Raw genomic sequence first — 25246 nt, 5'->3', positions numbered from 1 at the left:
GGGGGCGGTGTCATAGCGTCGTAGCAACGGTCCAGGTCAGGGGGTTGCTCGGGTGCGGCGGATGGTGACGGTCGAGGACAGGGTCGAGATCCTTGCGGGGCTACGGGCGAAGGAGTCGTTGCGGGCGATCGCGCGGCGGATCGGGCGCGACGTGTCGGTCGTCAGCCGGGAGGTCGCGCGGAACTCGTTGAAGACTCGCGGGTACCAGCTGGTCCACGGCGACAACACCGCCGCGGCCCGTCGCCGGCGTCCGCAGGTCGGCAAGATCGCCGCCGACGAGGTGTTGTCCGCGCGGGTCCTGGCGGACCTGAAGCACTCGCGCACCCCGCGCCAGATCGCCGGACGCTTGCGCCGCGAGGCCGATGACGACACGGTGAGCCTGATGAACGGTTCGGTGCCCGCGCACGGCAAGGTCGTGTCCCACGAGGCGATCTACCGGTACATCTACGCCCTGCCCAAGGGCGAGCTCGCCCGGCACGGGATCATGCTGCGCACAAAGCGCACCCGCCGCCGCCCGCGTCGTGACCTGGGCGAACGCGGCGCTCCGATCGTGGGGATGACCAGCATCGAGGCCCGCCCGGACCTGAGCGACCGGCGGGTGCCCGGGCACTGGGAAGGTGACCTGATCATCGGCGCGCACGGCAGGACCGCCGCAGCGACCCTGGTCGAGCGGACCACGCGGTTCACGGTCCTGCTCGCCCTGGAGCACGGCAAGGACTCGACCGCGCTGGCCGACACCCTCATCGAGACCGTCACCGGGCTGCCGGCGATGATGCGCCGGTCCTTGACCTGGGACCAGGGCACCGAGATGGCCCGCCACGGGCACCTGACCCTGGCCACCGACCTGCCGGTCTACTTCGCCCACCCGCGCTCACCATGGGAACGTGGCACGAACGAGAACACCAACGGTCTGATCCGCGAGTACCTGCCCAAGGGCACCACGATCCCGACCCACCAGCCCTACCTGACCTCGATCGCCGAAGAGCTCAACGAACGCCCCCGCGCCGCGCTCGGCTTCCTCACACCCCGCGAAGCCTTCGAACGACTCCTCGTTGCTTCCACGGATTGACACCGCCGAGGTAGAGCGCGAGGAATCGCAGCGCAGATCGCGAGTACGCAAGCTTCCACGGGCGTGCGTACCGTTGGGTACGCTCCTGGCGTGTCCGATGCGACGGTGTACTCCGCAGCCGAGCAAGGCATTGCGATTCTCAGGACGCCAGAGGAAGTGCTGATCTATCTGCGGGAGTTCCTGTGAGGGGTGGATACGTCCTGACGGACGACAAGGCCGTATTCGACCGGTTCGCCGGCGCCCTTGCAGGACTAGGCGAAGTCCTCCAGGTGAGCGGTTCCCAGGGAACCGTGGTGCAACTTTCCGACGAGCACGGGCGCCTGTTCACGGTATTCGACGCAGTTCCCAAAGGGGTGGAATGGGAGGTATTTCAAGAGCCGCCCACCCCTTCAGGGAGACGGTTGCCGTCCCTAAAGTGCGACGATCTGGCCGCTTTTCCGTTTGAATCCCGTTGGCCCGAACTGGTTGCCCGGGCGCTGTCGGCGATTGCTGATGTAGTCGATGAGCGGGTGTGGCTCCTAGACGGTGATGGTGTTCTGTGGGATGCGGGATCAGTCGACCCGGTCCGATTGCGCTTGTAGCGGGCCGTCGCCGGGGGCCCGCCCAGTGCATGAGGTGGCGCGCTAGGGAGGGCGGCATTGATCATCGTGGACAATGGCTAAATCGCCAGGTGAATGCGTGGAAGAGGATCTTCGATTGGGGAGGGAAACTGCTAATCCGGGTCGGACCGTTGTGGTTTCGAGTCGCGGCGCTGGGCTGGCCACAGGGATCTCGACGCCGAATATCCCGAGAACGCTCCGCCCGAACCGCTGGAACTGCCATCCGGGCTGTGCCCGCGACTGTATGAGTGGGCGAACGGGCGGGACTCGATATATCCCCCGGACGATCCCGCCTCGGCGTCATTTGGGAGCGCGGCGGCCGAAGAGGACTTGCACGTGCGCGGTCTCGGCCTCGCGACGGAGGTCGGTTTTCCGGATTCTCGCCGTTCCGGTGGGGAGCGACGGGTTCGGCGGGTTGAGCGGCGGGTAGGGGTCGAGGTCCCCGAGGATCAGGAGCGACCAAGCAACCCGATCCATCTCGAGGACCTCGACGTGTCTCACGCTACGGGGTGCGCCGACGTGCGCCCAACGACCGATCCCTGTGCTCGCTGTGACGTTCTGCTCGGCCTGGACGGGGTCCGGGTTGAGTCCGTGACGCGAGGCGTGGCGGTGATGCGGGTGACGGTCTCGACGCCCGCACCTGGAGGGCTGCCCGGACTGCGGGGTCGTCGCGGTCAGCCGGGGTCGGCGGGTGCGGTTGCTGCGCGACGTGCCGCACGGCGACGTGCGCGTCCAGGTCGCATGGCGGCAACGACGCTGGCGCTGCCCCGAGGCGAGGTGCCCGCGCGGGACGTTCACCGAGCAGGTCCCGGCTCTGGTCGCCGCGCGCGGGGTCTTGACCCGCAGGTCGGTGAGGTGGGCGGTCGGTCAGCTGCGCCGCGAGCATGCCACGATCGCCGGCTCGCCCGCCGGCTCGCAGTCGGATGGGCGACCCTGTGGCGCGCACTGGCACCCGAGCTCGAACGCCTCGCCGCCGACCCGACGAGGTTCGCGGGCATCACCTCGCTGGGCGTTGACGAGCACATCTGGCACCACGGCGACGTGCGAGAGCGCGGCCCGAAGGAGCTGACCGGGATGGTCGACCTGACCCGTGACCAGCAAGGACGCGTCCACGCCCGGCTGCTCGACCTGGTCCCGGGCCGCTCGAAGAAGGCCTACGCCGACTGGCTGGTCGAGCGCGGCGCCCCGTTCCGCGACGGGATCGAGATCGCTGCCCTGGACCCGTTCGGCGGCTACAAGTCCGCGATCGACGCCGAGCTCGCCGACGCGACCGCGGTCCTGGACGTGTTCCACGTCGTCAAGCTCGGCACCCAGGTCGTCGACGAGGTGCGCCGCCGCGTCCAGCAGGACACGACCGGGCACCGCGGCCGCAAGGGCGACCCCCTGTTCGGGATCCAGACCATCGTGCGCGCCGGCGCCGAGAACCTCACCGACCGCCAGCTTGCTCGCCTCGAGAATGCGATCGACGCCGACGAGGCCCACGAGGAGGTCTACGTCGCCTGGCGCTGCGCCCAAGACCTCCGAGCGGCCTACCGGGCCAAGCAGACCGACGCGGGCCGCGCCCGCGCGGAGAAGATCCTGGCCTCGTTCCATACCTGCCCGATCCCCGAGGTCGCCCGCCTGGGACGGACCCTGCGCCGCTGGCGCGAGGCGTTCCTGGCCTACTTCACCACCGACCGCGCGAACAACGGCGGCACCGAAGCCATCAACGGCGTCATCGAACTGCACCGCCGGATCGCCCGCGGCTACCGCAACCGCGACAACTACAGGCTACGCATGCTGCTCGCCGCAGGCGGGCTGATCCCGTAGCCCCCACCGGAACGGCGAAGAGCCCGATTGAATCCGCCATCTCGTTGGCCCGGCGCAGCTCACGGTTCTCCTGCTCGAGCTCACGCATCCGCGCCGACTCCGAGGAGCTCACCCCAGGGGCATGACCATCATCGATGGCGGCCTGGCGCACCCACAGGCGCACCGACTCGGTCCCGTAACCCAGCTGGGCCGCGACCCGCTGAACCGTCCCGTGCTCCGTCCCGAGCTCGGCGCGCAAAGTCCTGACCATCCGCACCGCGGCGGCCTTCTCCTCGGGCGAGTACCGACGCGTCGTCGGCTTCCCCTTCGACAGATCTCTGGGCATGGCCCCTCCTCGTTTCCAAGGTCAGGAGCCTCCAGGCAACCCAGGGCGATTGAGACTACGTCGGGTCATTTAGGTCGGCCCAGGCTCCCGCTCGGCAGCCACGCGACCTCCCAGTCGCCGTCGGTTACGCCGAGCTCAAGCTCGCGCTCGTCAGCGAACCAGATGTCAGCGACGGTCTCCAGCGCCCCAGGCTCTCCATCACAGATCAGCGCGATGATCGATCCACTCTCGTCGTCTTCTGCGACAAGGAAGAGCCCCGTGTATGGGCCCGATACGAAGCGAGCGTCTCGACGGATCACTGCCATCACCGCCCGAAGTCCAGCGGAACGTGATTGTTGACAATCGGCGTCCGCCCGCCTGGGGCGTAGATCTCGAAGTGCACATGGCCAGGCTGTGGCGCGTGCCCACCCGTGATCGAGCCGTTGTCCATGCGGAACTGCCGTAAGCCGTCGCCCGAACGAAACACACCGCTCCCTGGTTTGCCGATCTCGGAATACCCCTCGCCGAGCCAGCGGATCCCGCCGTCGAGTGCCTCATCTTGCGAGAGGCTGTGAGCGCTCGTCAGGTTCGGCTTGCCGGAGTGGCCCACCGTCTCGTCGAGGACATCGTCAATCACGCTCCGCGAGCTGCGCGCGGCGTTTGCGGCGATCCCTCCTGCCGCGAGACTACCGGTGGTGGTGGTTGCGGTGGTGCCGAGCGTGGGCAGGTTGCGGAGTCGACCGATGGCGACGCCGGTTCCGAGAGTGCCGAAGGTCAGTGCTCCGTCGAGCAGCGCGCCCTTGGCGGCGGTGCGCATGGACTGGCCTTGGATGACGTAGTTGTTCCCGAAGGACGCCACGGCGGTCGCGCCGGCTACGAGCGCCACGCACCCCAGGCCCAAGCTCCCCGCGCATGCGATGGTTCCGAGGGCGGCTACGGCGCCGACACCGGCGTATCCGAGCGCCTTCTGCCACCACGGTCGCCGTACGCACAGGACGCGGCCTGGGCGCCGTGACCTCACTGGTCGCGGACATGCACGGCACGACCCTGGCCGCGGTGCCCAACGGGTCGTGGAAGAAGACGTCGGTCATCAAGCAGTACACCGACCCGTTCGGCGCGACCCGCGGCACCGCCGTGACTGTCCCGGGCGACCGACAGTTCCTCGACAGGACCCGCGACTCCACCGGCCTGACCCTCATCGGAGCCCGCTACTACGACGAACACACCGGCCGGTTCATCAGCCTCGACCCCCTGCTGGACCTGTCCGACCCGCAGCAGTGGAACGGGTACGCCTACGCCAACAACAACCCCACATCCCTGTCCGACCCCACGGGCCTGGCGGTCAGCGTCAGCATCGAAGACGACGGCAGCAGGGCACCGGGGAGGGCGAGTTCGGTTCGTTCACGTCCAGCCCGTCAGGCGCGATGGACCCCGGGGCCGAGCGCGTCCTCGGCCACACGGTCGACGGCACGGAGCGTCTCCTTCTACGAGCCCCCCCCGGCCCCAGACACATGCCCGACCGCCTGCACGCCCCTTCGGCCATTCATGAGTCCGTCGGAGATGGGCCACCTCCTCGTCGAGGGTGTAGGTCTTGTTCCGGGACTGGAACTTGCAGATGCTGCGAACGCTGGCTGGTACGCACTGGAAGGCAACTGGGAAGACGCTGGGCTCTCAGCCTTGTCGATGGTGCCGGTTGCGGGCTGGGCGGCGAATGTCGCTAAATGGGCTCGCCGAGCCGCAAATGCGACTGTGGACGGCGCAGACAACGTCGCCAACGGCGCGCGGCTCAGCCAGCAGTTGGCACGAGAGTCGGCAGAATCTGTGTTCACCTCGTCCGGACGCCTGAGCCCGGAAGCGATCGCCGAATCGCGCGAGATCATTTCAGGGGCAGATCTGAGTACACGCGTGATCCGACACCTGACCTCGGACGGCAGTGACATCGCCGATTGGGGCAAATACACGACCCCCTTTTATCGGAGCCCGTCCGGTGACTTCCAGGTGCACTTCTACATGAACCGCGTTACCGGGGCTATAGACTACGAGTACGACTACAAGGTCAAATTCAGAGGAGCGATATTTTGAGGGTCGTCTGCACGAAGGTTCCGCCGTCTCCGAGCGGTGAGAGGTTGGCAGCGAGTCCCTGGGTGACGGTTGGCGCCGAGTACCGCGTGGTCTCGGTGCTGGCTTCACCTGGTCGCCGGGTCCTGCTCCAGATCCTGACCGACGACGGGCGCAGTTTGGCTTGGTTCGAGTCGACAGACTTCGCGACCGTCGACGGGGCTGTGCCTGAAAGTTGGGTGGTGCAGATCGGAGAGGCTGGCGTTCTGAGACTTGCGCCGGCGGCGTGGCTCGTTCCCGGCTTCTGGGAGGCCTACTACGACGAAGAGCCGTCAGCCGTTGGTTCCGTGGAGTCGGAGCTTCGAGCGCTTCGGTGACGACCACAGCGGGCGAACGTCGGCCCTGCTACACGGATGAGTGACACCGCGACCTGACCTGTGGTGCCAACGGTCTCACGCTCCGTTTCAGGAAGATTGCTGAGACTGCTCTCCGCTCTGAGTTGCCGCTCTTGTCTCCGTACCCGTCAGCCGGGTCGGCGGGCTCACGACGGGGAGGTCGACGCGGACCGTGGTGCCGCCGCCGGGGGTCTGGGTGAGGTCGACGTGGCCGTCGTGTGCGGTGGCGATCGCGGCGACGATGGCCATGCCGAGTCCTGAGCCGCCGGAGTCGCGGCCGCGGGAGGCGTCGACGCGGTAGAACCGCTCGAACACGCGGGCGGCGTGCTCGGGGTCGATGCCGGGTCCGTGGTCGCGGACCTCGATCACGCCCACAGGAAACGCGGGGCCCGCGGGCTCGTCGGGACCAGGTGCGCGCTGCGCGAGGCCGACGCCGATCTCGACGGGTGTGCCGGCGGGGGTGTGCTGCACGACGTTCCCGACGAGGTTGGCGACCACCTGCCGCAGGTGCGCCTCGTCGCCCTGGACGACGACGGGACCCGTGGTGCCGCCCGAGGTGAGCGGGACGATGCGCGTGGTGCGCGTCGGGTCGAGGGCGCGCAGGTCGCTCACCGCGTCGGCGGCCACGACGGTCAGGTCGACGGGGTCGCGGCGGGCTTCGCGTCGCTCGTCGAGCCGCGCGAGGGACAGAAGGTCCTCGACGAGGGTGCCCATCCGGGTCGCGGAGCCCTCGATGCGGCCGAAGGTGTCGTCGACCTGCTCCTTCGTCGTGAGGGCGCCCATCCGGTACAGCTCGCCGTAGCCGCGGATGGCGGCGAGCGGGGTGCGCAGCTCGTGCGACGCGTCGGACACGAACCGCCGCATCCGCTGCTCGGACGCCGTGCGCGCCGCGAACGCCTGCTCGATCTGCGCGAGCATCCCGTTGAGCGCGGCTCCGAGGCGACCGACCTCCGTGGAGGTCGGGGCCGCCGGGATGCGCTGGGAGAAGTCCCCGGCCGCGAACGCCGCCGCGGTCTGCTCGATCTCCCGCAGGGGACGCAGCGACCGTCGCACCGCCCACCAGCCGGCGAGCCCGCCGAGCAGCAGGATCACGGCGCCCGACGCGGCGAGCACGCCGACCATGGCGCGCACGGTCTGGGAGACGTCCTCGAGCGGCAGCGCGACGATGATCGCGACCGCCTCACCGGTCGCGTTCTCGGTGCCGGGGTACGCGACGGCACGCCACCGCGACCCGGTGTCCGACGACACGGTGAACGGCTTGCCGGCGCGAGCCTGTGCCTGCGCGACGGTCAGCGCGGGCAGGTCGGGCACCCCGCGCTCGTGCAGCGCGCTCGCGCGCGGGGAGAACAGGGTGCCGAACTCACCGTTCTTGACGTAGACGCCCAGGTAGTCGGTCGGGGTGCCCGACCCCTCCCAGGGCGACGTGCTGCTGGTCGCGCTGACCTGGGCGAGGCCCTCGGTGCGCAGCTTGTCGTCCACCTGCCCGACGAGCGTGCGCTGCAGCAGCCACGTCGCGGTCACGCCCGCGAGCACCAGGCCGGCGAGCAGCAGCACGGTCGAGATCGCGACGAGCCGCCCGGACAGGGGGGTCCGGGACCACGGGCCGCGGCCGGACGGGAACGGCTGCTCGTCGGGGGTGGGGGCGCCTGCGTCGTCCGCGCGCGGGGGCGGGGGCGGGACGGGACCCGGGTCGCGCAGGGTCACGACATCGAGCGCAGGAGGTAGCCGACCCCGCGCTTGGTGTGGATCAGGGGCGGGAGCTTCTCACCGTCCGGGCCGGTGAGGGAGTCGACCTTGCGGCGCAGGTAGGAGATGTAGGACTCGACGATGTTCGCGTCGCCGCCCCAGTCGTACTGCCACACGTGGTCGAGGATCTGCGACTTCGACAGCACGCGCCCGGCGTTGAGCATGAGGTAGCGCAGCAGCTTGAACTCGGTGGGGGACAGGTCGATCTCCTGGCCCGCGCGCCGCACCTCGTGCGAGTCCTCGTCGAGCTCGAGGTCGGCGTACCGGATGACGTTGGCGTCGAGCTCCTCCGCGGGGGACGTGCGGCGCAGGATCGCGCGGATGCGCGCGACGACCTCCTCGAGGCTGAACGGCTTGGTCACGTAGTCGTCGCCGCCGACGGTGAGTCCCTGCACCTTGTCCTGCGTGTCGTCGCGCGCCGTGAGGAACAGCACGGGCATGTGCTGGCCCTTCTCGCGCAGGCGGCGCGTCACGGTGAAGCCGTCCATGTCGGGCAGCATGACGTCCAGCACCAGCAGGTCCGGGTCCAGGTCCCGCGCGAGGCGCAGCGCCGAGTTCCCGTCCGCGGCGGCGTGCACCTCGAACCCGGCGAACCGCAGGCTCGTGGCCAGCAGCTCGCGGATGTTCGGCTCGTCGTCGACGACGAGCAGGCGGGCCTCGACCTCCGACGCGTGCGTGCTCATGCCCCGATCCTCCCGCCGCAGCCTGGAGGTTGCCTGGGAACCGCCTGGGCGGCGGCGGGTCGGGCGGCCGTCCGGGGCGCGGGCGGCCGAATCGGTTCGCCCGACGAGCGCGCTGAGCAGCGGGTTTCGGACGCACGACCAGGTGCGGGTACCGTCGGCGGACGTGACCGTTCGACTGACCGTGGTGCAGAGCTCGCCCGAGGCCCCGCTCGACCGCCTCGCCGGCTGGTGGAGCGACGTCGAGCTGACCGTGGTGCGCCCCGACCAGGGCGACACCCTCCCGACGGCCGACCGCGTGGGCGATGGGCTCGTCGTCCTCGGCGGCCTCATGAACGCCTACGACGACGCCGGCTCGCCCTGGCTGCCCGCGCTGCGCGCGCTGCTCGCCGACGCCGTCGCCTCCCGCGTCCCGACGCTCGGCATCTGCCTGGGCGCGCAGCTCCTCGCCGCCGCGACCGGCGGCCGCGTGCAGGTCGCCGCGCCGCCCGGACCCGAGGCCGGCGTGGTCGACATCTGGTGGCGCCCCGAGGCGGGCGCCGACGCGCTGTTCGGCCCGCTCGTCGCGGGTCTGCCCGGGCACCCCGAGCGCAAGGTGAGCGCCCAGCCGACGATGCACTCGGACGCGGTCGTCGACCTGCCGCCGGGTGCCGTGTGGCTCGCGTCGTCCAACCAGTACCCGTACCAGGCGTTCCGGGTCGGCTCCGCGTGGGGCGTGCAGTTCCACCCCGAGGTGTCCGGGCCGACGCTGCGCGGCTGGGCCGAGGGCAGCGAGTCGGCCGACGCGGACGCGATCCTCGCGGACTACACCGCGCGTGAGGACGAGCTCGTCGCGACCGGCGAGCTCCTGGCCACCTCGTTCCTCGACGTGGTCCGCGAGGCGGCGGACGCACCCGTCTCCGCCTGAGCGGCGCGCGTGCCGTCGTACCGCGTGCGCGCGTTCGTCGGCACGCTGCGGCCCGGCACGTCCGCGCCCGAGCTGCTGCCCGAGGCGGTGGACTTCGCGCGCACGCTGGTGACGGTCGAGGCCTGGGACGTGGAGGTCGTGCGCCGACGGGCGCGCGTCACCATCCGCTACCAGGCCGACGACGACACGTCCGCGCGCCAGGCCGGCTGGGCGGTGCTGCACCACCTCGACGAGCGCGCCGAGATCGAGGGCCGCACCCTCACCCGCCGCTTCGGCTCCCGCTGGTACCCCGTCCGCGCCTGACCCGCCCGCGCTCGTCGTCGACCCGACGACCCTCCCCGACGACCCTCCCCGACGACCCTCCCCGACGACCCCGCGGTTGCTCCGGCTTCGTCGTCCCAGACCCGGAGCAACGACGGTCTCGTGCGAAGGCCGGCCGCGACCCCGCGGTTGCTCCGGCTCCGAGGTCGGATACCCGGAGGAATGACGGGGTCGCGGGCGAGGGGTCAGGGGGACGACGAGGGGGGACGACGACGGTCAGGCGACGCCCAGGTCCTCGGCGTCCTTGATCGTGTACGCGTAGCCCTGCTCCGCCAGGAACCGCTGGCGGTGCGCGGCGAACTCCTGGTCGACGGTGTCGCGCGCGACGACCGTGTAGAAGTGCGCGGTCCGCCCGCTGGCCTTGGGCCGCATGATGCGCCCGAGCCGCTGCGCCTCCTCCTGCCGGGAGCCGAACGACCCGGACACCTGGATGGCCACGGACGCCTCGGGCAGGTCGATCGAGAAGTTCGCGACCTTCGACACGACGAGCTTGGAGATCTCACCCGAGCGGAACGCGTCGAACAGGCGCTGCCGCTCCCGCACGGTCGTCTCACCGGTGATGAGGTCGGCGCCGATGTGCTCGGCGAGCTCGTGGAGCTGGTCCAGGTACTGACCGATGACGAGCGTCGGCTCGCCCTCGTGCTGCGCGACGAGCTGCTCGACCACGCGGTTCTTGCCGGACGCGGTCGCGGCGAGCCGGTACTTCTCCTCGGGCTCGGCCGTCGCGTACGCCATGCGGTCGGCGTCGGGCAGCGTCAGGCGCACCTCGATGCACTCCGCGGGCGCGATGTAGCCCTGCGCCTCGATGTCCTTCCACGGCGCGTCGAACCGCTTGGGACCGATGAGCGAGAACACCTCGTCCTCACGGCCGTCCTCGCGGACCAGCGTCGCGGTCAGGCCCAGGCGCCGGCGCGCCTGCAGGTCCGCGGTCATCCGGAAGATCGGCGCGGGCAGCAGGTGCACCTCGTCGTACAGGACCAGGCCCCAGTCGCGTGCGTCGAGCAGCTCGAGGTGCGAGTAGACGCCCTTCCGCTTGGTCGTGAGCACCTGGTACGTCGCGATCGTGACCGGCCGGATCTCCTTGCGGGCACCCGAGTACTCGCCGATCTCGTCCTCGGTCAGCGAGGTGCGGCGCACGAGCTCGTCGCGCCACTGGCGCGCGGACACGGTGTTGGTGACCAGGATGAGCGTCGTCGTCGACGACTTCGCCATGGCACCCGCGCCGACGATCGTCTTGCCGGCGCCGCAGGGCAGCACCACGACGCCCGAGCCGCCGTGCCAGAACCCCTCGACGGCCTGCTCCTGGTACGGGCGCATGGCCCAACCGTCGGTCTCCAGGGAGATGGGGTGCGCCTCGCCGTCGACGTAGCCCGCGAGGTCCTCGGCCGGCCAGCCGAGCTTGAGCAGCACCTGCTTGAGGTGCCCCCGCTCGGAGGGGTGCACGACGACGTCGGTGGCATCCAGCCGCGCGCCCAGCAGACCCGCGGTGCGCTTGGACCGCGTGACCTCGGCGAGCACGGCCGGGTCGAGCGCGTGGAGGACCAGCCCGTGCACGGGGTCCTGGACGAGCTGCAGGCGCCCGTAGCGGGCCATCGTCTCGGCGACGTCGACGAGCAGCGCGTGCGGCACCGGGTAGCGCGAGTACTCGAGCAGCACGTCGACGACCTGCTCCGCGTCGTGCCCGGCGGCCCGCGCGTTCCACAGGCCCAGCGGCGTGAGGCGGTAGGTGTGCACGTGCTCGGGGGCGCGCTCGAGCTCCGCGAACGGCGCGATCGCGCGACGGCACGCGTCCGCCTGGTCGTGGTCGATCTCGAGCAGCAGCGTCTTGTCGCTCTGGACGATGAGCGGTCCGCTCACGTGACCTCCTGGTCCTGGTCCTGGTCGGGCTCGTCGTCGGCCGCGCGCCGCACCGCGCCGATCCGGTGCACGGCGACCGTCAGCTCGGACTCGCGCACGGGGTCGGCGGCCCGCAGCCGCCCGCCCTCGACGCGCAGCGGACGCAGCAGCCTGCGTTCGGGCCGCCCGCTGGGTCCGACGAGCTCGACCCACACGTTCTCGCGTGCGGCGGCCGCCTCACGCAGGAGTGCCAACGCGGCGGCGGGGTCGTCTGTTCCTGCGGCGGGCGGGCCGCCGGGGGTCCGGCTCGACGGGGCGCCGTCGTCGGGCACCTCGGCCGTGCGGCGCTGGTCCGACGAGCGCAGCCGGCGCACCAGGGCGGCGGCGTCGGTGGTGCGCGTGACCACGGGGGACGCGGTGCGCCGTGCGCCGCGGCGGCGGGCGCGCCGGACGGTGCGCTCCAGGTGCAGCACCTGGCCGTCGGGTGTCTCCGCGACGGGCGCGAGCCCGTGCGCGCGCAGCGCCTCCACCAGCTCGTGCGTCGAGGCCTGCGCCGCGAGCACGGTCGGCGCGAGCTGCAGCAGGCCGAGGTCCGCGAACCGCGGGTCGTCGGCGAGCCCGGCCAGGAGCGCGGGGTCGTCGGCCCGCAGGTACGACGAGGCGGCACCCGCGCGCAGCCGCCCGTGCCGCCGCGCGGCGTCCCGCACCAGGTAGTCCAGCGCCTGCGGGAGGCCGCCGCGCGCGAACGTCGTCAGGCGCTCGACGAGCTCGTCGGCCGTCAGCCCGTCGTCGAGCGCGCGGCGTACCGAGTCGGGCGTGAACCGCACGGTGACCGCGCCGCCGCGGCTCTCGACGACGGCGGCCCGCTCGAGCAGCGACTCGAGCGCCGGGCTGGGCCGCCCGGGGACGATGCCGGTGAGGTCGCCCTGCAGCAGCAGGTCACCCACCTCGGGCGACAGCCCCGCGGCGAACGCCGCCGCGGCATCGGGGCGTGCGTCCGCGGGCGTCGCGGCGTGCGACGCAGGCTCGAGCAGGACGCGCGCGGCGTCACTCAGCGCACCCGCGCCCAGGACGCCCAGCGTGGTCGCCTCCGCGAGCACCGCGTCGACGGCGCCGCGCGGCGGGACGGTGCGCGGGGTGGACCACTCGAGCGCCGCCACCACGTCGTCCGCGGCCGGCGCGCCCCCGGGCTCTCGCGCCAGGACGCCCAGCACCGAGCGGCGCAGGCGCGGCGCCCACGGGCGTGACAGCTCGGGGTCGAGCGCCGCGATCAGCGACCCGCGCTCGTCGCGCGAGCCCACGAGCCACGGGGTGCGCGTCGTCGCGAGCCACGCCGACGCGAGCGTGACCCACCGCTGCGGCAGGTCGAGCGCCGACCACGCGTCGGTCTCGGTCGTCGGCGCGAACACCGCGGGCTCGTCGTCGTCCACCGCCAGCAGCCCGGCCGCGGACGCGAGCTCGACGACGAACGCCGCCTCACGCTCGTCGACCTCGAGGGTCTGCGCCGTGCGTCGCAGCTCGCGCACCGCGAGCCCGCCCGCGCGCAGCACGCCCGGCGGGTCCTGCTCCCACGCACGCAGCAGCCGTACGACGAGCCGCACGCACCGCTCACCGGCGCTCGCGGACTCGGCGGCCACCGTCGCGGCGGACCGGTGCGGGACCTGCGTGAGGTCCGGGGGCGTCGCGACGCCCCGGTGCGTGCGCCCGCCGCGCAGCACGAGCGCGACCGACGCCGGCAGCAGCACGTGCCGTCCCGCGCCGCGCACCAGCAGGCGGCGCGCGACGAGCATCGCGACGGCGTCCCCCGCGGGTGAGCCCGGCGCGGGCGCGAGGCCCACGGGCGGACCCCACGTGAGCGCGTCCAGCACGGCGCGCGCGGGGGCGGCGAGCGGGTCGTCGTCGGACGGCAGTGCTGTGGGGTCCGCGGGACCCGTGACCTCGAGCGCGAGGCCCGCGGGGTGCGCGCCCAGCAGCTCCGCGACGCCCGGCGCGAGCGTCAGCGCACCCTCGTCGTCCGGGTGCAGCAGCGCGAGCGCGAGCGCCTCGTCGGTCGCGCGCGCGACCTCGTCGTGCGGGCCGCCGGCCACCGCGTCCTGGATCGCCGGCCGGGCCGCGCCACCCAGCGCGGCCACGGCCTCGAGCACCTGCACGACGACCGCGTCGACGCCCGCGAGCGCGCGCTCCAGGCTCGCGCGCCCCGTGGCCCGCACCGCGAGCGACGTCAGGTTCCCGGGGAACGGCGAGGCGAGGTCCGGACGCCGCGTGAGCAGACCTGCGAGCTGCTCGTCGGACGACGAGCGCAGGAACGCGGTGAACGTGGGCATCCGCACCACGATACGTGGGCCACCGGCGGGCACGCAGCGCCGACCGGCGGCGCCCGTGCGCGGCGGGGTAGCGTCGGGACCGACGAGCACGCGAGCGGAGGACGACGTGGGAGAGCTGACCGGCCTGTACGACGACGCGCAGGCGATGCTGCCGGAGCTCGCCCGGCTGCGGCACGCGCTGCACCGGATCCCCGAGCTCGGGCTGCACCTGCCGCGCACGCAGGCCCTGGTGCTCGAGGCACTCGACGAGCTCGGCCTGGAGGTCACCACCGGTGAGTCGCTCAGCTCGGTCGTCGCGGTCCTGCGCGGCGCGCGCCCCGGCCCGGCGGTGCTGCTGCGCGGCGACATGGACGCGCTGCCCGTCACGGAGGACACCGGCGAGCCGTTCACGTCCGAGCACCCGGGCCACATGCACGCGTGCGGTCACGACATGCACGTCGCGGGACTCGTGGGCGCCGCGAGGCTGCTCGCCGCGCGGCGCGACGAGATCGCCGGATCCGTGGTGCTCATGTTCCAGCCCGGCGAGGAGGGCGACGGCGGCGCGGAGTACATGATCCGCGAGGGCGTGCTCGACGCCGCGGGCGAGCGCGTCGTGGCCGCGTACGGCGTGCACGTCTCGGGCGGGCTGCTGCCGTACGGCGTGGTCGCCGGGCGCGCCGGCACCGCGATGGCCGCGCCCGACGACGTGACGGTCACGGTGCACGGTGCGGGCGGGCACGGCTCGGCGCCGCACCGCGCGGCCGACCCCGTGCCCGTCGCGGCCGAGATCGTGCTCGCGCTGCAGGCGATGGTCACGCGCCGGTTCGACGTGTTCGACCCGGTGGTCGTGACGGTCGGGTCGATCCACTCCGGGACCGCGAACAACGTCATCCCGTCGACGGCGACGCTCGAGATCACGGTCCGCACGTTCTCGCAGGAGACGTGGACCGCGGCGCCCGAGCGGCTGCGCGAGGTGTGCGAGCACGTCGCCGCCGCGCACGGCATGACGGCCACGGTCGAGTACCGGCGCGGCTACCCGGTCACGGTCAACGACGCGCACGAGCTCGGGCGCACCGCCCGGCTGACGCGCACGCTGTTCGGCGACGACGCGTGGCTCGAGATGCCCCACCCGCTCGCGGGCGGCGAGGACTTCTCCTACGTGCTGCGGGAGGTGCCCGGCGCGTTCGTGTTCGTCAGCGCGATCCTGCCCGGCGAGGACCCCGCGACCGCGCCCTACAACCACTCGCCGCAGGCGCGCTTCGAGGACGCCGCGCTCGCCCGCAGCGCCGCGCTGCTCGCCGGCCTCGCCCTGGACCGCCTCGCCGAGGGCTGACGCCGGCGTCCTGCGCCGTCAGGCGCGCAGGGCCGCGGCGACCGACTCGACCGCGGGGGCGAGCTGGCCGAAGGACTCGCGGTAGAGCGCCGCGGAGCCGCCGTAGGGGTCGACGACGTCGTCCTCGCCCCGGCCCGCCAGGTGCCGCACGGCGGTGACGAGCCGCGGCAGGGCGCGCACGCGCGCGCCGACGGTGTCACCCGCCGCGCGCAGCTCGTCGGGGTCGACGTGCTCGAGCAGCCGCGCGAGCTCGAGCAGCGTGAACGTGCGGCGCACGAGCGCGGGCACGGTCTCCACGACCGCGGCCCGGTGACCGCGCGTGAGGGCGAGCACCAGGTCCGCATCGCGCGCGACGCCCGCGGTGAGCCGGCGCGCGGCGAACCCGTCCGCGCTCGCGCCGGCGGCTTCGACGAGCGGCACCATGGGCGCGCTCACGGGTGCGCCGACGACGCCGCGGGTCCCGGCGGACGCGACGACGACGTCGGTGCCCGCGAGCCGGGCGGCGAGCAGGCGTTCGACCGCCGGCGAGCGGCAGATGTTGCCGGTGCAGACGGCGAGCACGAGCGCGGGTCCGTCGGGCGAGGTCACCCGGCCATGATGCCGCAGGCGCGCGCCGCGGACGCCCGTGCGGCCCGCGCCCGCGCGGGCGTGCGCCGAGCCTGCCCGATGCGTCCCGGTTAGCATCGCCGGGGGCCGGTGGTGCCGGCCACGACGGCGAGCGTGGGGGCGCGGTGCAGCCGAGGCATGGCAGGCAGGGCCGCCGGGACGCGCGGCGCTCGCGCCGTCGCCGCGTGCTCGCGGTCGCGGGCGGGCTGCTGCTGGTGCTCGTCGTCGCCGCCGGGGTGCTGGCGGTCGACGCCGTCCGGGCGCGAGACGCGTTCGAGGCGACCGCGGCGGACGTGGTGCGGCTCCGCGAGCAGGTCACCGACCCGTCGTCGCCCGATGTGGGGGTGACGCTCGCGTCCGCGCAGCGCCACGCGCGCGCGGCGCGCGACCACACCGACGGTCCGCTGTGGGCGCTCGCGGGTCGGCTGCCGTGGCTCGGGGCGGACGCGCGCGCGGTGCAGGAGCTCGCGCGTGCGGTCGACGAGGTCACGCACCGCGCGCTGCCACCGCTCGTCGAGGCGACGCGCGTCGTCGACCCGGCGGCGCTCGCGCCGGTCGACGGGCGGGTGGACGTCGCGCCGTTGGCGGCGGTCGCGGGGCAGGTCGCGGACGCGGACGCAGCGGTGCGGTCCGCGTACCGACGCGTCGCGGCCGTACGGACGGACGGTCTGGTCGCCCCCGTCGCGGACGCGGTCCGGCGGTTGCGCGACGAGCTCGCACGGGTCGCCGCGGACACCGGCACGGCGGCGCGTGCGGCGGCGCTCCTGCCGCCCATGCTCGGTACGGACGGGCCGCGCGAGTACCTGGTGCTGGTGCAGAACGAGGCGGAGCCACGCGCGACCGGGGGCATCCCGGGTGCGGTGCTGCGGCTGCGGGCCGACGACGGGCACGTGGAGGTGCTCGAGCAGCGGCGCGGCGGGGACCTGTCCGGCGCCGACGAGCCCGCCCTCGCGCTGACACCCGTGGAGCAGGACCTGTTCGGACCCCTGCTCGGGACCGACATGCGTGACGTGACGTTCACGCCGGACTTCCCGCGCTCGGCGCAGCTGGCCCGCGCGATCTGGGCGCGCGACACCGGGGAGCAGGTCGACGGGGTGCTGTCGGTGGACCCCGAGACGCTCGCGCTGGTGCTGCGGGCCACCGGGCCGGTGGCGCTCCCGGACGGGACCACGCTCACGGGGCAGGACGCGGTGCGGGTGCTCCTCAACGACGTGTACGTGCGCCTGAGCGACCCGCGCGACCAGGACGCGTTCTTCGCGCAGACCGCGGCGGCGGTGTTCGCCCGCGTGGTCGCAGGTTCGTCGGACGCGGGTTCGTCGGACGCAGCCTCGTCCGACGCCACCGGTGTCGTGGACGCGCTCGCCGAGGCGGCGCGCCGGGGCCGCCTCATGGTGTGGTCGGCGCACGACGAGGAGCAGGCGCTGCTGGGCGGCACGGTCCTGTCCGGCGAGCTCGCGGGTCGGGTCGGGGACCGCCCGGTCGTCGGGCTCTACCTCAACGACGGGACGCAGGCCAAGGTCGGGTACTACCTCGACGCGGACGTGGCGGTGGACCACGGCGCGTGCCTGGCGGGCGGCGCGCAGCGGTTCGTCGTGCGCGCGACGTACACGTTCGGGCCACCCGATGGTGTGGCGGGGCTGCCCTGGTACGTCGTCGGGGACGGCAGCGTGGTCGAGCCCGGGCTGCTGCGGACGAACCTCCTGCTCTACCTTCCGGCCGGTGCGCGCATGGCGCGGCTGACGGTCGACGGCCGCCCCGCGCAGGTCCACGCGCAGGTGCACGACGGTCTGCCGGTCGGCGCGCTGACCTGGACGTTCGAGCCCGGAGAGCGGCGGTCGCTCGAGGTGGAGGTGGTGACGGGCCCGGGTGCGCCCGGGCCGGTGCTGGTGCGCGGGACGCCGCTCGCCTCCGGGTTCGACCGGGTTTCTGCGGTTTCCTCCTGCCGGGATCGGGGTTAGTGTCCTGATTGCGACCGGTCGTCGCCCTAGGCGACGGATCGCGGGCCAGTCAGTCATCAGGGGGGAGATGTCATGAGAGTGCGTCGCGCGGTCGCATCGGCCGCCATCGTGGGGGCGCTCGTGCTGTCCCCGTCCGTGGCCTTCGGGTACGGCGCGGAGGACTACACGGACACGGGGACGGCGTCGACCACGACGCCCGCCCCGGGGCAGAGCTTCACCATCAGGGTCGTGGGCCCGGCGGGTGCGGACGTCACGCTGACCATCACGTCGAGCGCGAACATCCCGGACTCCGCCATCCAGATCGCCGGGACCAAGTCGCTCACGCGCACGACGGACGCGTCCGGGGTGGCGGTGTTCACCGTGACGCTGAACCAGGCGGGCACGTTCACGGCGGTCGTGACGGACACGGAGTCGGGTGAGGTGCTCAGCACGCAGACGTTCCAGGTCGCGGGCAGCATCGCCGAGGCGCCGGGCGGCAACCTGTCGTCCACGGGCTCGGAGGTCCTGCCGCTCGCGCTCGGCGCGGGCGCGGTCCTGGTGCTGGGGAGCGGTGCGGTGGTCTACGCGCGGCGTCGCCAGCACGCGCACGGCTGAGGCGTCACACGAGGGGGAGGGTCCCGGCGGACCCTCCCCCTCGCCGTGCCCGCAGGTCCGGCGGGTGCGCCGGGGCCGGGTGCGTCAGAACGCGCCCTCGCGGGCGAGCACCGCGCGCACGGTCCGCGCGAGGATCAGCACGTCCCCCACGAGCGTCCAGTTCTCGACGTACGCGACGTCGAGGCGCATGGCGGTGCGCGGGTCGAGGCTCGAGCGGCCGGAGACCTGCCACAGCCCGGTCAGGCCGGGCCGGACCAGCAGCCGCCGGTGGGCGACGCGGTCGTACGTCGCGACCTCCGCCTCGATCTGCGGGCGCGGCCCGACGAGGCTCATGTCGCCGCGCAGCACGTTGACGAGCTGCGGGAGCTCGTCGAGCGAGAACCGGCGCAGGACGCGGCCCACGCGGGTGACGCGCGGGTCGTCGCGCGGCTTGTAGAACGCCCCGACGCCGTCGACCCCCTGCGCGGCGAGGACCGCGGCGAGCTCGTCGTGCGCGCCCACGCGCATCGAGCGGAACTTGAGCATGCGGAACCGCTCGCCGTCCTTGCCGATGCGTTCCTGCGCGTACAGCACGGGGCCGGGGCTGCTGAGCTTGACGGCCAGGGCGAGCACGAGCAGGAGCGGCGCGAGCAGGACGGTCAGCACCAGCGCGGTGCACCAGTCGAACGACGACTTCACGGCGTACCGCGAGCCGCTGAACCGCGGCTCGTCGACGTACATGAGCGGCAGGCCGTTGACGGGGCGCATGAGCACGCGCGGGCCGGCGACGTCGGTGAGTGCGAGCGTCAGGGCGAGGTCGATCCCGGTGCCCTCGAGGTCCCAGCCGAGTCGGCGCACCGCGTCGGCGGTCATGACGTCGGCGCCCGCGACCGCGACCGCGGCCACGCGCTCGCGGCGCGCGATGGTCGCTGCCTGCGCGTGGGTGCCGAGCACGCGGACGCCCGCGACCTCGGGTGCGCTCGGGTCCCTCTCGGACAGGCACGCGCCGATCACGCGGTAGCCGGCGCGCGGGTTGCGGTGGAACTCCTCGACGAGGGTCGCGACCTTGTGCCGCGGTCCGACGACGAGCACGGGGCTCACGTCGAGCCCCGCGTCGCGGCGCCGGTGCAGGGCGCGCCGCCAGACGAGCCGGGACGTCAGGAGCAGCGCGAGCCCGAGGGGCGCGACGATGGCGAGGAACCCGCGTCCGAGGTCCATGCGTGCGAGGAAGCCGATGATCGCGATGCCCGCGAACAGGTGCCACGTCACGACGCACACGCGCGCGAGCTCCTCGGACCCGGAGCCGAGGAGGCGGCGGTCGCGCGTGCGGCCGATGGTCAGGAGCGTGAACCAGGCCGCGCACAGCACGGCCGAGACGGCGAGGTAGCTGGGCGAGTACTCGCCGGACACGGCGACCGACGAGCGCAACGGGAACTGCAGGGCGTAGGCGACGGCCACGGCGGTGACGATCGCGAGCGCGTCGGTGGTGGCGATGCGCCGAGCGTACGGGCCGCTCCAGGCGGTGAGCGCGCCCGGCGGGCTGGTCGCCGCGAGCGTCGGACGGCGGCCACGGACAGACGGGTGTGTCGTCGACGTCATGGGCCATCCCCCCGTGTGGCTGCCACTCGTCCCGGCGAATGCCGAACGTAGCAGGGGGCAACTGACACGGCGACCGCTCGCGTCCGGCGTCCCTCGTGGGTGGCGTCGGTGCAGGTCAGGGGCCGACGAGCACGACTGCGCAGACGAGCAGGTCGCCGTCGTGCACGCACCCGGCGCGGGCGCCGGTGAGGGCGGGGTCCTCGAGGTTGGCGCGGTGGCCGGGCGAGCGGTCCCACGCGGCGACGACGTCGGCGGCGGGTGCCGCTCCGCGGCTGAGGTTCTCGGCGGCGGTGGTGAGCGGCGCGCACGCGGTGAGCACGTCCTCGAGCGGGGCGTGCGTGAGCTCGGCGCCGATGAGCGCTAGCGCTCGGTCGCGGGCGAGGTCGCCGACGCACGGCGCGTCCTGCCACGCGGGCAGCCCGGCCGCGACGTGCGCGGCGCGCGCCGCCGCGAGCAGCTCGGCGGCGTAGGCGTCGGGGTCGACGTCCGCGTACGACGAGGGGGCGGGACGCGAGGGGGCGGGGTCCGACGACGGCGCGGCCGGACCGGTGTCGCGGCGTGCGACGAGCACCGCGGCCCCCGCGAGCAGCGCCGCGACCAGGACGGCCGCGACGAGCACGGCGAGCCCGGGTCGGGTCGGTGTCTGCCGGCTCATCCCGGCGATCGTCGCACGGCGGACGGTGGCCCGGCACGAAAGGACGTGCCCGGCCCGGTAGCCTTGCCTCGACGTAGTTCTTCTCACGACAGGGGTCTGCCGTGCCTACCGGCAAGGTCAAGTGGTTCGACACCGAGCGAGGGTTCGGCTTCATCGCGTCCGACGACGGCGGCGAGGTCTTCCTGCACGCGTCGGCGCTGCCCGCGGGCGTGACCGCGCCCAAGCCGGGCGCCAAGGTGGACTTCGGCGTGGCTGACGGCAAGCGCGGCCCGCAGGCGCTGTCCGTCAAGCTCCTGGACCCGATCCCGTCGGTCGCCAAGGTGCAGCGCCGCAAGCCCGACGAGATGGTGGTCGTGGTCGAGGACCTCATCAAGGTGCTCGACCGGGTCGGCGGTGACCTGCGTCGCGGTCGGTACCCGGACCCGTCGCGCGGCAAGGCGTACGCGCAGGCGCTGCGCGCCGTCGCCGACGAGCTCGAGGGCTGAGGGTGGCGACCGCCACGAGGACCCGTGACGCCGTGCTCGGCTCGGCGGTGGACCTCGCGCGCGAGGTCGCGGTCGAGATCGCGTCCGACGCGTCGGACGTGGGTGAGCACCTGGGCGTGGTCGTCGAGGGCGAGCGCCTCGTCTCGCACCGGTTCGCGTGCCTCGCGCGCGGCTACCGCGGGTGGGAGTGGACGGTCACGGTCGCGCGTGTGCCGCGCGGCCGCACCGCGACGGTCTGCGAGGCGGAGCTGCTGCCGGGGCCGGACGCGATCCTCGGCCAGCCGTGGGTCCCGTGGTCGCAGCGGCTGCGCCCGGGGGACATCGGCCCGGGTGACGTGCTGCCGTTCCGTGCGGACGACCCGCGCCTGGAGCCCGGCTGGACGCCCTCGGGCGACCCGGAGCTCGACGAGGTCGCGATCGACGAGCTGGCGCTCGCGCGTGTGCGGGTGCTCTCGCCGCAGGGCCGTGACGAGGCGGCCGAGCGCTGGTACCGCGGGTCGCGCGGTCCGACGAGCGCGGGTTCCCTCGCGTCGTCGGGCGCGTGCTGGTCGTGCGGGTTCCTGGTGCCGCTGCAGGGTGCGCTGGGCACCGTGTTCGGGGTGTGCGCGAACGCGTGGTCGCCCGACGACGGCAAGGTCGTCTCGCTCGACCACGGGTGCGGTGCGCACTCGGAGACCGACGTCGAGCCCGTCGCGAGCGACTGGCCCGCGCCGGACCCGCTGATCGACGAGATGCGCGTCGAGCTCGTCCCGGCGGCCGCGCCGCCCGAGGCGGACGAGGCGGCGACGCCCGACGAGCCGCAGGTCGTCGTCGAGGGGGCCGACGCGACCGAGCCGGTGCCGGACCACCCGGACCACCCGGACCAGCCGGTGACGGCCGACCAGCCCGAACTGGAGCGGTGAGCCCGGACGCGTTCGGCACCGCCGCGCTGCGTGCGGCGGTCCTGACCGCGTGGCGCACGTCCCCGGCGCGGCTGCGCGAGGACGCGAACGTCGAGGAGGACCACGCGCGCGGCTACTACCGCGACCGCGTGGTCGTCGAGCTCGCCCAGAACGCGGCCGACGCGGCGGTGCGCGCGGGCGTGCCCGGGCGGCTGCTGCTGCGGCTGACCCGCACGGACGAGGGCACCACGCTCGTCGCGGCGAACACGGGCGCACCTCTCGACGAGGAGGGCGTCGCGGCGCTCGCGTCGATGCGCGCGTCCGCGAAGCGTGGCCACGCGGGGGTCGTCGGACGGTTCGGGGTCGGGTTCGCGGCGGTGCGCGCGGTGTCCGACGAGATCTCGGTGCTCTCGTCGTCGGGCGCGGTGCGGTTCTCGCTGCGGGACGCGGCCACCGAGCTGGCGACGCTCGCGGCGGAGGTCCCGTCGCTGGCGCAGGAGCTCGTGCGGCGCGACGGGTCGCTGCCGGCACTGCGGCTGCCGTTCGCGGCGCAGGGACGCGCACCCGAGGGCTTCGACACGGCGGTGGTGCTGCTGCTGCGCGACGAGGTCGCGGCGGACGAGGTGCGCGCGCTGCTGCACGCCGTGGACGACGCGTTGCTGCTAGCGCTGCCCGGCCTCACGGAGGTCGTCGTCGAGGACGAGACGTCCGACGGCGGGCCCCGGCGGATCGCGGACGTCGCGGCACGGTGGTTCGTCGCGGCGGCGGAGGGGGACGTGCCGCGGGACGTGCTCGCGGGCCGGCCGGTCGAGGAGCGTGACGCGACGCGCTGGCGCGTGACGTGGGCGCTGCCGCGCTCGGCGGCGGTGCCGCGCGAGGGCGCGGACCCGTTCGCGGTCGCGGCCGCGGGCGCGGCGGGGCCCCGGACGGTGCACGCGCCCACGCCCACGGACGAGCCGCTCGACGTGCCGGCGCTGCTCGTCGCGACGCTGCCGCTCGACCCGACGCGGCGGCACGTCGCCACCGGCCCGCTCACGGACCGGGTGCTGCGGCACGCCGCGGACGTGTACGCGGACCTGGCGCTCGAGCTCGCGGAGCACGGCGTGGACCCGCTCACGCTGGTGCCCACGGCGTTGCCCGCGGGCCCGCTGGACGCGGTGCTGCGTCCGCTGCTGCTCGACGCGCTGGCCGCCGCACCGGTGCTCACCGCGGCCGGCTCGCCGGAGCGCGTCGCGCCGCGGCACGCCGTGGCCGTGGTGGGGGCCGGCCCGCCCGAGGCGCTCGCCGCGGTGGGGCGGCGCGTGGGTGCGCTCGTCGTCGTGCCCGCGGGACGGCACGCGCAGGCGCGCGCGGTGGGTGTCGAGGTCCGCACGCTCGCGGACGTGGTGGAGGAGCTCCCGGCGGCGGACGACGACTGGCGCGGGCTCTACACGGCGCTCGGCGAGCTCGCGGCGGGTGACCCGGCGGGGGTCGAGGCGCTCGCGAACCTGCCGGTGCCGCTCGCGGACGGGCGCGTGGTGCGTGGCGTGCGGGGCGCGCTGGTGCTCGCGGGTCCGCTCACCGAGGCCGTGACGCCCGTGCTCGGCACGCTCGCGCGGTGGGGCGTGCGCGTGGTCGACCCCGCCGTGGCGCACCCGCTGCTCGAGCGGCTCGGCGCGCAGTGCCCCGACGCGGTCGGGCTCCTGCGGCTGCCGCCCGTGCGCGCCGCGGTGCTCGCGTGGGACGAGGACGACGACCCCGACGAGCCGGACCTCACGACGACGGTGCTCACGCTCGTCGCGGCGCACCTCCCGCCGCGCGACCCGGCGCGCTGGTCGGCGACGACGGGTGCCGCGGACGCACTGCCCGACGACGTGCGGGAGTGGCTCGCGCTGCTGCCCCTGACCGCCGCTGGCGGGGAGCCGGCGCCCGCGGACGGGCTGGTGCTGCCGGGCTCGCCCGCGCACCGGGTGCTCGACGCGCGTGTCCTGGCGCCGGTGGCGAGCGAGCAGGTCGAGCGCTGGGGTGCCATGACGCTGGTCGCGGCGGGGGTGCGCGAGGGGCTCGTGACGGTGCGGGTACCGGACGTCGTGGCCGACGAGGAGCCCGTGCCGGACGCGCCGGGCGCGCTCACGGCGCAGGCGCTCGACGCCTGGCCGCAGTACCTCGAGCACCTGGCGGACGTGCTGGGCCCCGGCGCGTACGTGGGCGACGTGACGGCGGTGGCGGACCTCGACGCGGTGGCCACCGAGGCGTGGCCGCAGGTGCTCACGCAGCTGTGCGAGGAGCCGGACCTGCGCCGCGCGGTGCTGGAGCCGGTGCGCGGGGAGCACGGCGCGAGCGCCGCGTCCTACACCGCGTGGTGGCTGCGCGAGCGGGGGCCGCTCGGGGTCGAGGGCCCGTTCGTCGTCGGCGACGGCCCGCTGCGGGCGCTGCTGCCCGCGGCGCCGCCCGCCGTGGCGCACCTCGACGTGGCGGTGCAGCGCGCGCTCGGCGGTGTGAGCGACCCGCGGGACGTCACGCCCGCCGCGTGGGCGGACGTGCTGGACGCGTGGGCCGTGGGTGCGCAGGTCCCGGCGCGCGCCGCGGCGCTCGTGTGGCGGCACGCGGAGCCCGACGAGCCGCCCGAGCGGGTCCCGGCGGTCGTCGGACCGGGACGCGTGCTCGTCGTCGCGGCGCACGACGCGGCCGTCGCACCGAGCCCCATGTGGCGTCAGCGGACCGACGTCGCGGCCCTCGTCCCGGCGCGTGACGACGCCGACGCGCTGCGGCTGTCCCGCGCGCTCGACCTGCCGCGCGTGTCCGAGCTCGCGGCGGGCGTCGTGACGCGTGACGACGGGCTGCGGGCGCGCGTGCCCCGCGCGGTGCGGGACGTCCTGCCGGGCGCGCCCGAGCACTGGTGCGAGCACGAGGACCTGCGCGTCGACCACGTGAGCGTCGCGTGGTGGGTCGACACCGCGGGCGACGAGGTGCGGGTGCACGCCACCACCCTCGCCGGGCTCGCGGCGGCGCTCGCGCAGGCCGCGGGCCGCTGGGACCTGCGCTACGCGGTGGAGGCGGTGCTCGTCGACGACGAGCGCGCCGCGCAGGTCACGCTGGACGTCGCCCTCGACGACTGACGCCGCCGCCCCGGGAGGGGACGGCGGCGCC

Annotated in this window: 20 protein-coding genes and 2 pseudogenes; 12 read left to right on the top strand and 10 right to left on the bottom strand. The window is 74.2% G+C overall.

Features of this window, described 5'->3' with window-relative positions; all coding sequences use genetic code 11:
* Window positions 1-61: 61 nt before the first annotated feature.
* Both ACT17Q_RS13860 and ACT17Q_RS13855 read left to right on the top strand, forming a co-directional pair.
* A complete protein-coding gene (locus ACT17Q_RS13860) occupies window positions 62-1069 on the top strand; it encodes an IS30 family transposase (protein ID WP_444663133.1) in 1008 nt (335 codons plus the stop codon).
* A 1091-nt stretch (window positions 1070-2160) separates the two neighbouring features.
* Window positions 2161-3477: pseudogene (locus ACT17Q_RS13855) on the top strand (ISL3 family transposase).
* Between the two features lie 37 nt (window positions 3478-3514).
* On the opposite strand, the pseudogene ACT17Q_RS13850 reads toward ACT17Q_RS13855, so the two are convergent.
* The 3 genes and pseudogenes from ACT17Q_RS13850 to ACT17Q_RS13840 all read right to left on the bottom strand — a co-directional run.
* Window positions 3515-3802 (bottom strand): annotated as a pseudogene (locus ACT17Q_RS13850) (transposase); the annotation flags it as partial.
* 65 nt (window positions 3803-3867) lie between these two features.
* Entirely contained in the window at window positions 3868-4110 is a 243-nt protein-coding gene (locus ACT17Q_RS13845) for a hypothetical protein (protein ID WP_444663131.1), read from the bottom strand.
* Window positions 4107-4667, bottom strand: coding sequence for a hypothetical protein (locus ACT17Q_RS13840; protein WP_444663129.1), 561 nt, complete (start codon window positions 4665-4667; stop codon window positions 4107-4109). The genes ACT17Q_RS13845 and ACT17Q_RS13840 overlap by 4 nt, the downstream gene beginning before the upstream one ends.
* 125 nt (window positions 4668-4792) lie before the next feature.
* Here ACT17Q_RS13840 and ACT17Q_RS13835 point away from each other — a divergent pair, with 125 nt between their 5' ends.
* Together ACT17Q_RS13835 and ACT17Q_RS13830 are read left to right on the top strand one after the other, a co-directional pair.
* Window positions 4793-5863, top strand: coding sequence for an RHS repeat-associated core domain-containing protein (locus tag ACT17Q_RS13835; protein ID WP_444663127.1), 1071 nt, complete (start codon window positions 4793-4795; stop codon window positions 5861-5863).
* A 62-nt stretch (window positions 5864-5925) separates the two neighbouring features.
* Window positions 5926-6216, top strand: a complete 291-nt coding sequence (locus ACT17Q_RS13830; protein ID WP_268531024.1) for a hypothetical protein — start codon at window positions 5926-5928, stop codon at window positions 6214-6216.
* An 87-nt stretch (window positions 6217-6303) separates the two neighbouring features.
* Here ACT17Q_RS13830 and ACT17Q_RS13825 read toward each other — a convergent pair whose 3' ends face one another.
* Both ACT17Q_RS13825 and ACT17Q_RS13820 read right to left on the bottom strand, forming a co-directional pair.
* Entirely contained in the window at window positions 6304-7938 is a 1635-nt protein-coding gene (locus ACT17Q_RS13825; protein WP_444663125.1) for a sensor histidine kinase, read from the bottom strand.
* Window positions 7935-8663, bottom strand: a complete 729-nt coding sequence (locus ACT17Q_RS13820) for a response regulator transcription factor (protein WP_444663123.1) — start codon at window positions 8661-8663, stop codon at window positions 7935-7937. Before ACT17Q_RS13820 ends, ACT17Q_RS13825 begins: the two co-directional genes overlap by 4 nt.
* Before the next feature lie 163 nt (window positions 8664-8826).
* Between ACT17Q_RS13820 and ACT17Q_RS13815 the strand changes: the two genes are divergently transcribed.
* Complete coding sequence (locus ACT17Q_RS13815) at window positions 8827-9567, top strand: type 1 glutamine amidotransferase (protein WP_444663121.1); 741 nt, start codon at window positions 8827-8829, stop codon at window positions 9565-9567.
* Between the two features lie 9 nt (window positions 9568-9576).
* A complete protein-coding gene (locus ACT17Q_RS13810) occupies window positions 9577-9870 on the top strand; it encodes a hypothetical protein (protein ID WP_444663120.1) in 294 nt (97 codons plus the stop codon).
* 234 nt (window positions 9871-10104) lie between these two features.
* Here the strand turns inward: ACT17Q_RS13810 and ACT17Q_RS13805 are convergent, their stop codons facing one another.
* Together ACT17Q_RS13805 and ACT17Q_RS13800 are read right to left on the bottom strand one after the other, a co-directional pair.
* Window positions 10105-11745, bottom strand: coding sequence for a DNA repair helicase XPB (locus ACT17Q_RS13805; RefSeq protein ID WP_444663118.1), 1641 nt, complete (start codon window positions 11743-11745; stop codon window positions 10105-10107).
* Entirely contained in the window at window positions 11742-14048 is a 2307-nt protein-coding gene (locus ACT17Q_RS13800; RefSeq protein WP_444663116.1) for a helicase-associated domain-containing protein, read from the bottom strand. The genes ACT17Q_RS13805 and ACT17Q_RS13800 overlap by 4 nt, the downstream gene beginning before the upstream one ends.
* A 145-nt stretch (window positions 14049-14193) precedes the next feature.
* Between ACT17Q_RS13800 and ACT17Q_RS13795 the strand changes: the two genes are divergently transcribed.
* Window positions 14194-15360, top strand: coding sequence for a M20 metallopeptidase family protein (locus tag ACT17Q_RS13795; protein WP_444665398.1), 1167 nt, complete (start codon window positions 14194-14196; stop codon window positions 15358-15360).
* Between the two features lie 18 nt (window positions 15361-15378).
* Here the strand turns inward: ACT17Q_RS13795 and ACT17Q_RS13790 are convergent, their stop codons facing one another.
* On the bottom strand, window positions 15379-15948 hold the full coding sequence (locus ACT17Q_RS13790; RefSeq protein ID WP_444663112.1) for an arsenate reductase/protein-tyrosine-phosphatase family protein: 570 nt from the start codon (window positions 15946-15948) through the stop codon (window positions 15379-15381).
* Between the two features lie 143 nt (window positions 15949-16091).
* Here ACT17Q_RS13790 and ACT17Q_RS13785 point away from each other — a divergent pair, with 143 nt between their 5' ends.
* Window positions 16092-17924 carry a DUF4012 domain-containing protein gene (locus ACT17Q_RS13785; RefSeq protein ID WP_444663110.1) on the top strand — a complete coding sequence of 611 codons (1833 nt, stop codon included), beginning with the start codon at window positions 16092-16094 and terminating at the stop codon, window positions 17922-17924.
* 72 nt (window positions 17925-17996) lie between these two features.
* Window positions 17997-18518, top strand: coding sequence for a peptidase (locus ACT17Q_RS13780; protein WP_444663108.1), 522 nt, complete (start codon window positions 17997-17999; stop codon window positions 18516-18518).
* An 84-nt stretch (window positions 18519-18602) separates the two neighbouring features.
* Here ACT17Q_RS13780 and ACT17Q_RS13775 read toward each other — a convergent pair whose 3' ends face one another.
* Both ACT17Q_RS13775 and ACT17Q_RS13770 read right to left on the bottom strand, forming a co-directional pair.
* Entirely contained in the window at window positions 18603-20096 is a 1494-nt protein-coding gene (locus tag ACT17Q_RS13775; protein ID WP_444663107.1) for a sugar transferase, read from the bottom strand.
* 115 nt (window positions 20097-20211) lie between these two features.
* Window positions 20212-20751 (bottom strand): hypothetical protein, encoded by a 540-nt coding sequence (locus ACT17Q_RS13770; protein WP_444663105.1) that lies wholly within the window; start codon window positions 20749-20751, stop codon window positions 20212-20214.
* A 101-nt stretch (window positions 20752-20852) separates the two neighbouring features.
* Between ACT17Q_RS13770 and ACT17Q_RS13765 the strand changes: the two genes are divergently transcribed.
* Genes ACT17Q_RS13765 through ACT17Q_RS13755 form a run of 3 tightly spaced genes read left to right on the top strand, consistent with a single transcriptional unit; the run spans window position 20853 to window position 25215 of the window.
* The gene (locus ACT17Q_RS13765; protein WP_094181863.1) at window positions 20853-21236 is read left to right on the top strand and encodes a cold-shock protein; all 384 of its coding nucleotides are present in this window, start codon (window positions 20853-20855) and stop codon (window positions 21234-21236) included.
* 2 nt (window positions 21237-21238) lie between these two features.
* Window positions 21239-22138, top strand: coding sequence for a DUF3027 domain-containing protein (locus ACT17Q_RS13760; protein WP_444663103.1), 900 nt, complete (start codon window positions 21239-21241; stop codon window positions 22136-22138).
* Complete coding sequence (locus tag ACT17Q_RS13755) at window positions 22135-25215, top strand: sacsin N-terminal ATP-binding-like domain-containing protein (protein ID WP_444663101.1); 3081 nt, start codon at window positions 22135-22137, stop codon at window positions 25213-25215. Before ACT17Q_RS13760 ends, ACT17Q_RS13755 begins: the two co-directional genes overlap by 4 nt.
* The last annotated feature ends 31 nt before the right edge of the window (window positions 25216-25246 follow it).

The sequence above is a fragment of the Cellulomonas sp. CW35 genome (genome assembly GCF_052378485.1).
Lineage (GTDB): Bacteria > Actinomycetota > Actinomycetes > Actinomycetales > Cellulomonadaceae > Cellulomonas > Cellulomonas uda.
The sequence above is the reverse complement of the archived record's forward strand: the minus strand, read 5'-3'. Positions and strand labels throughout refer to the sequence as shown.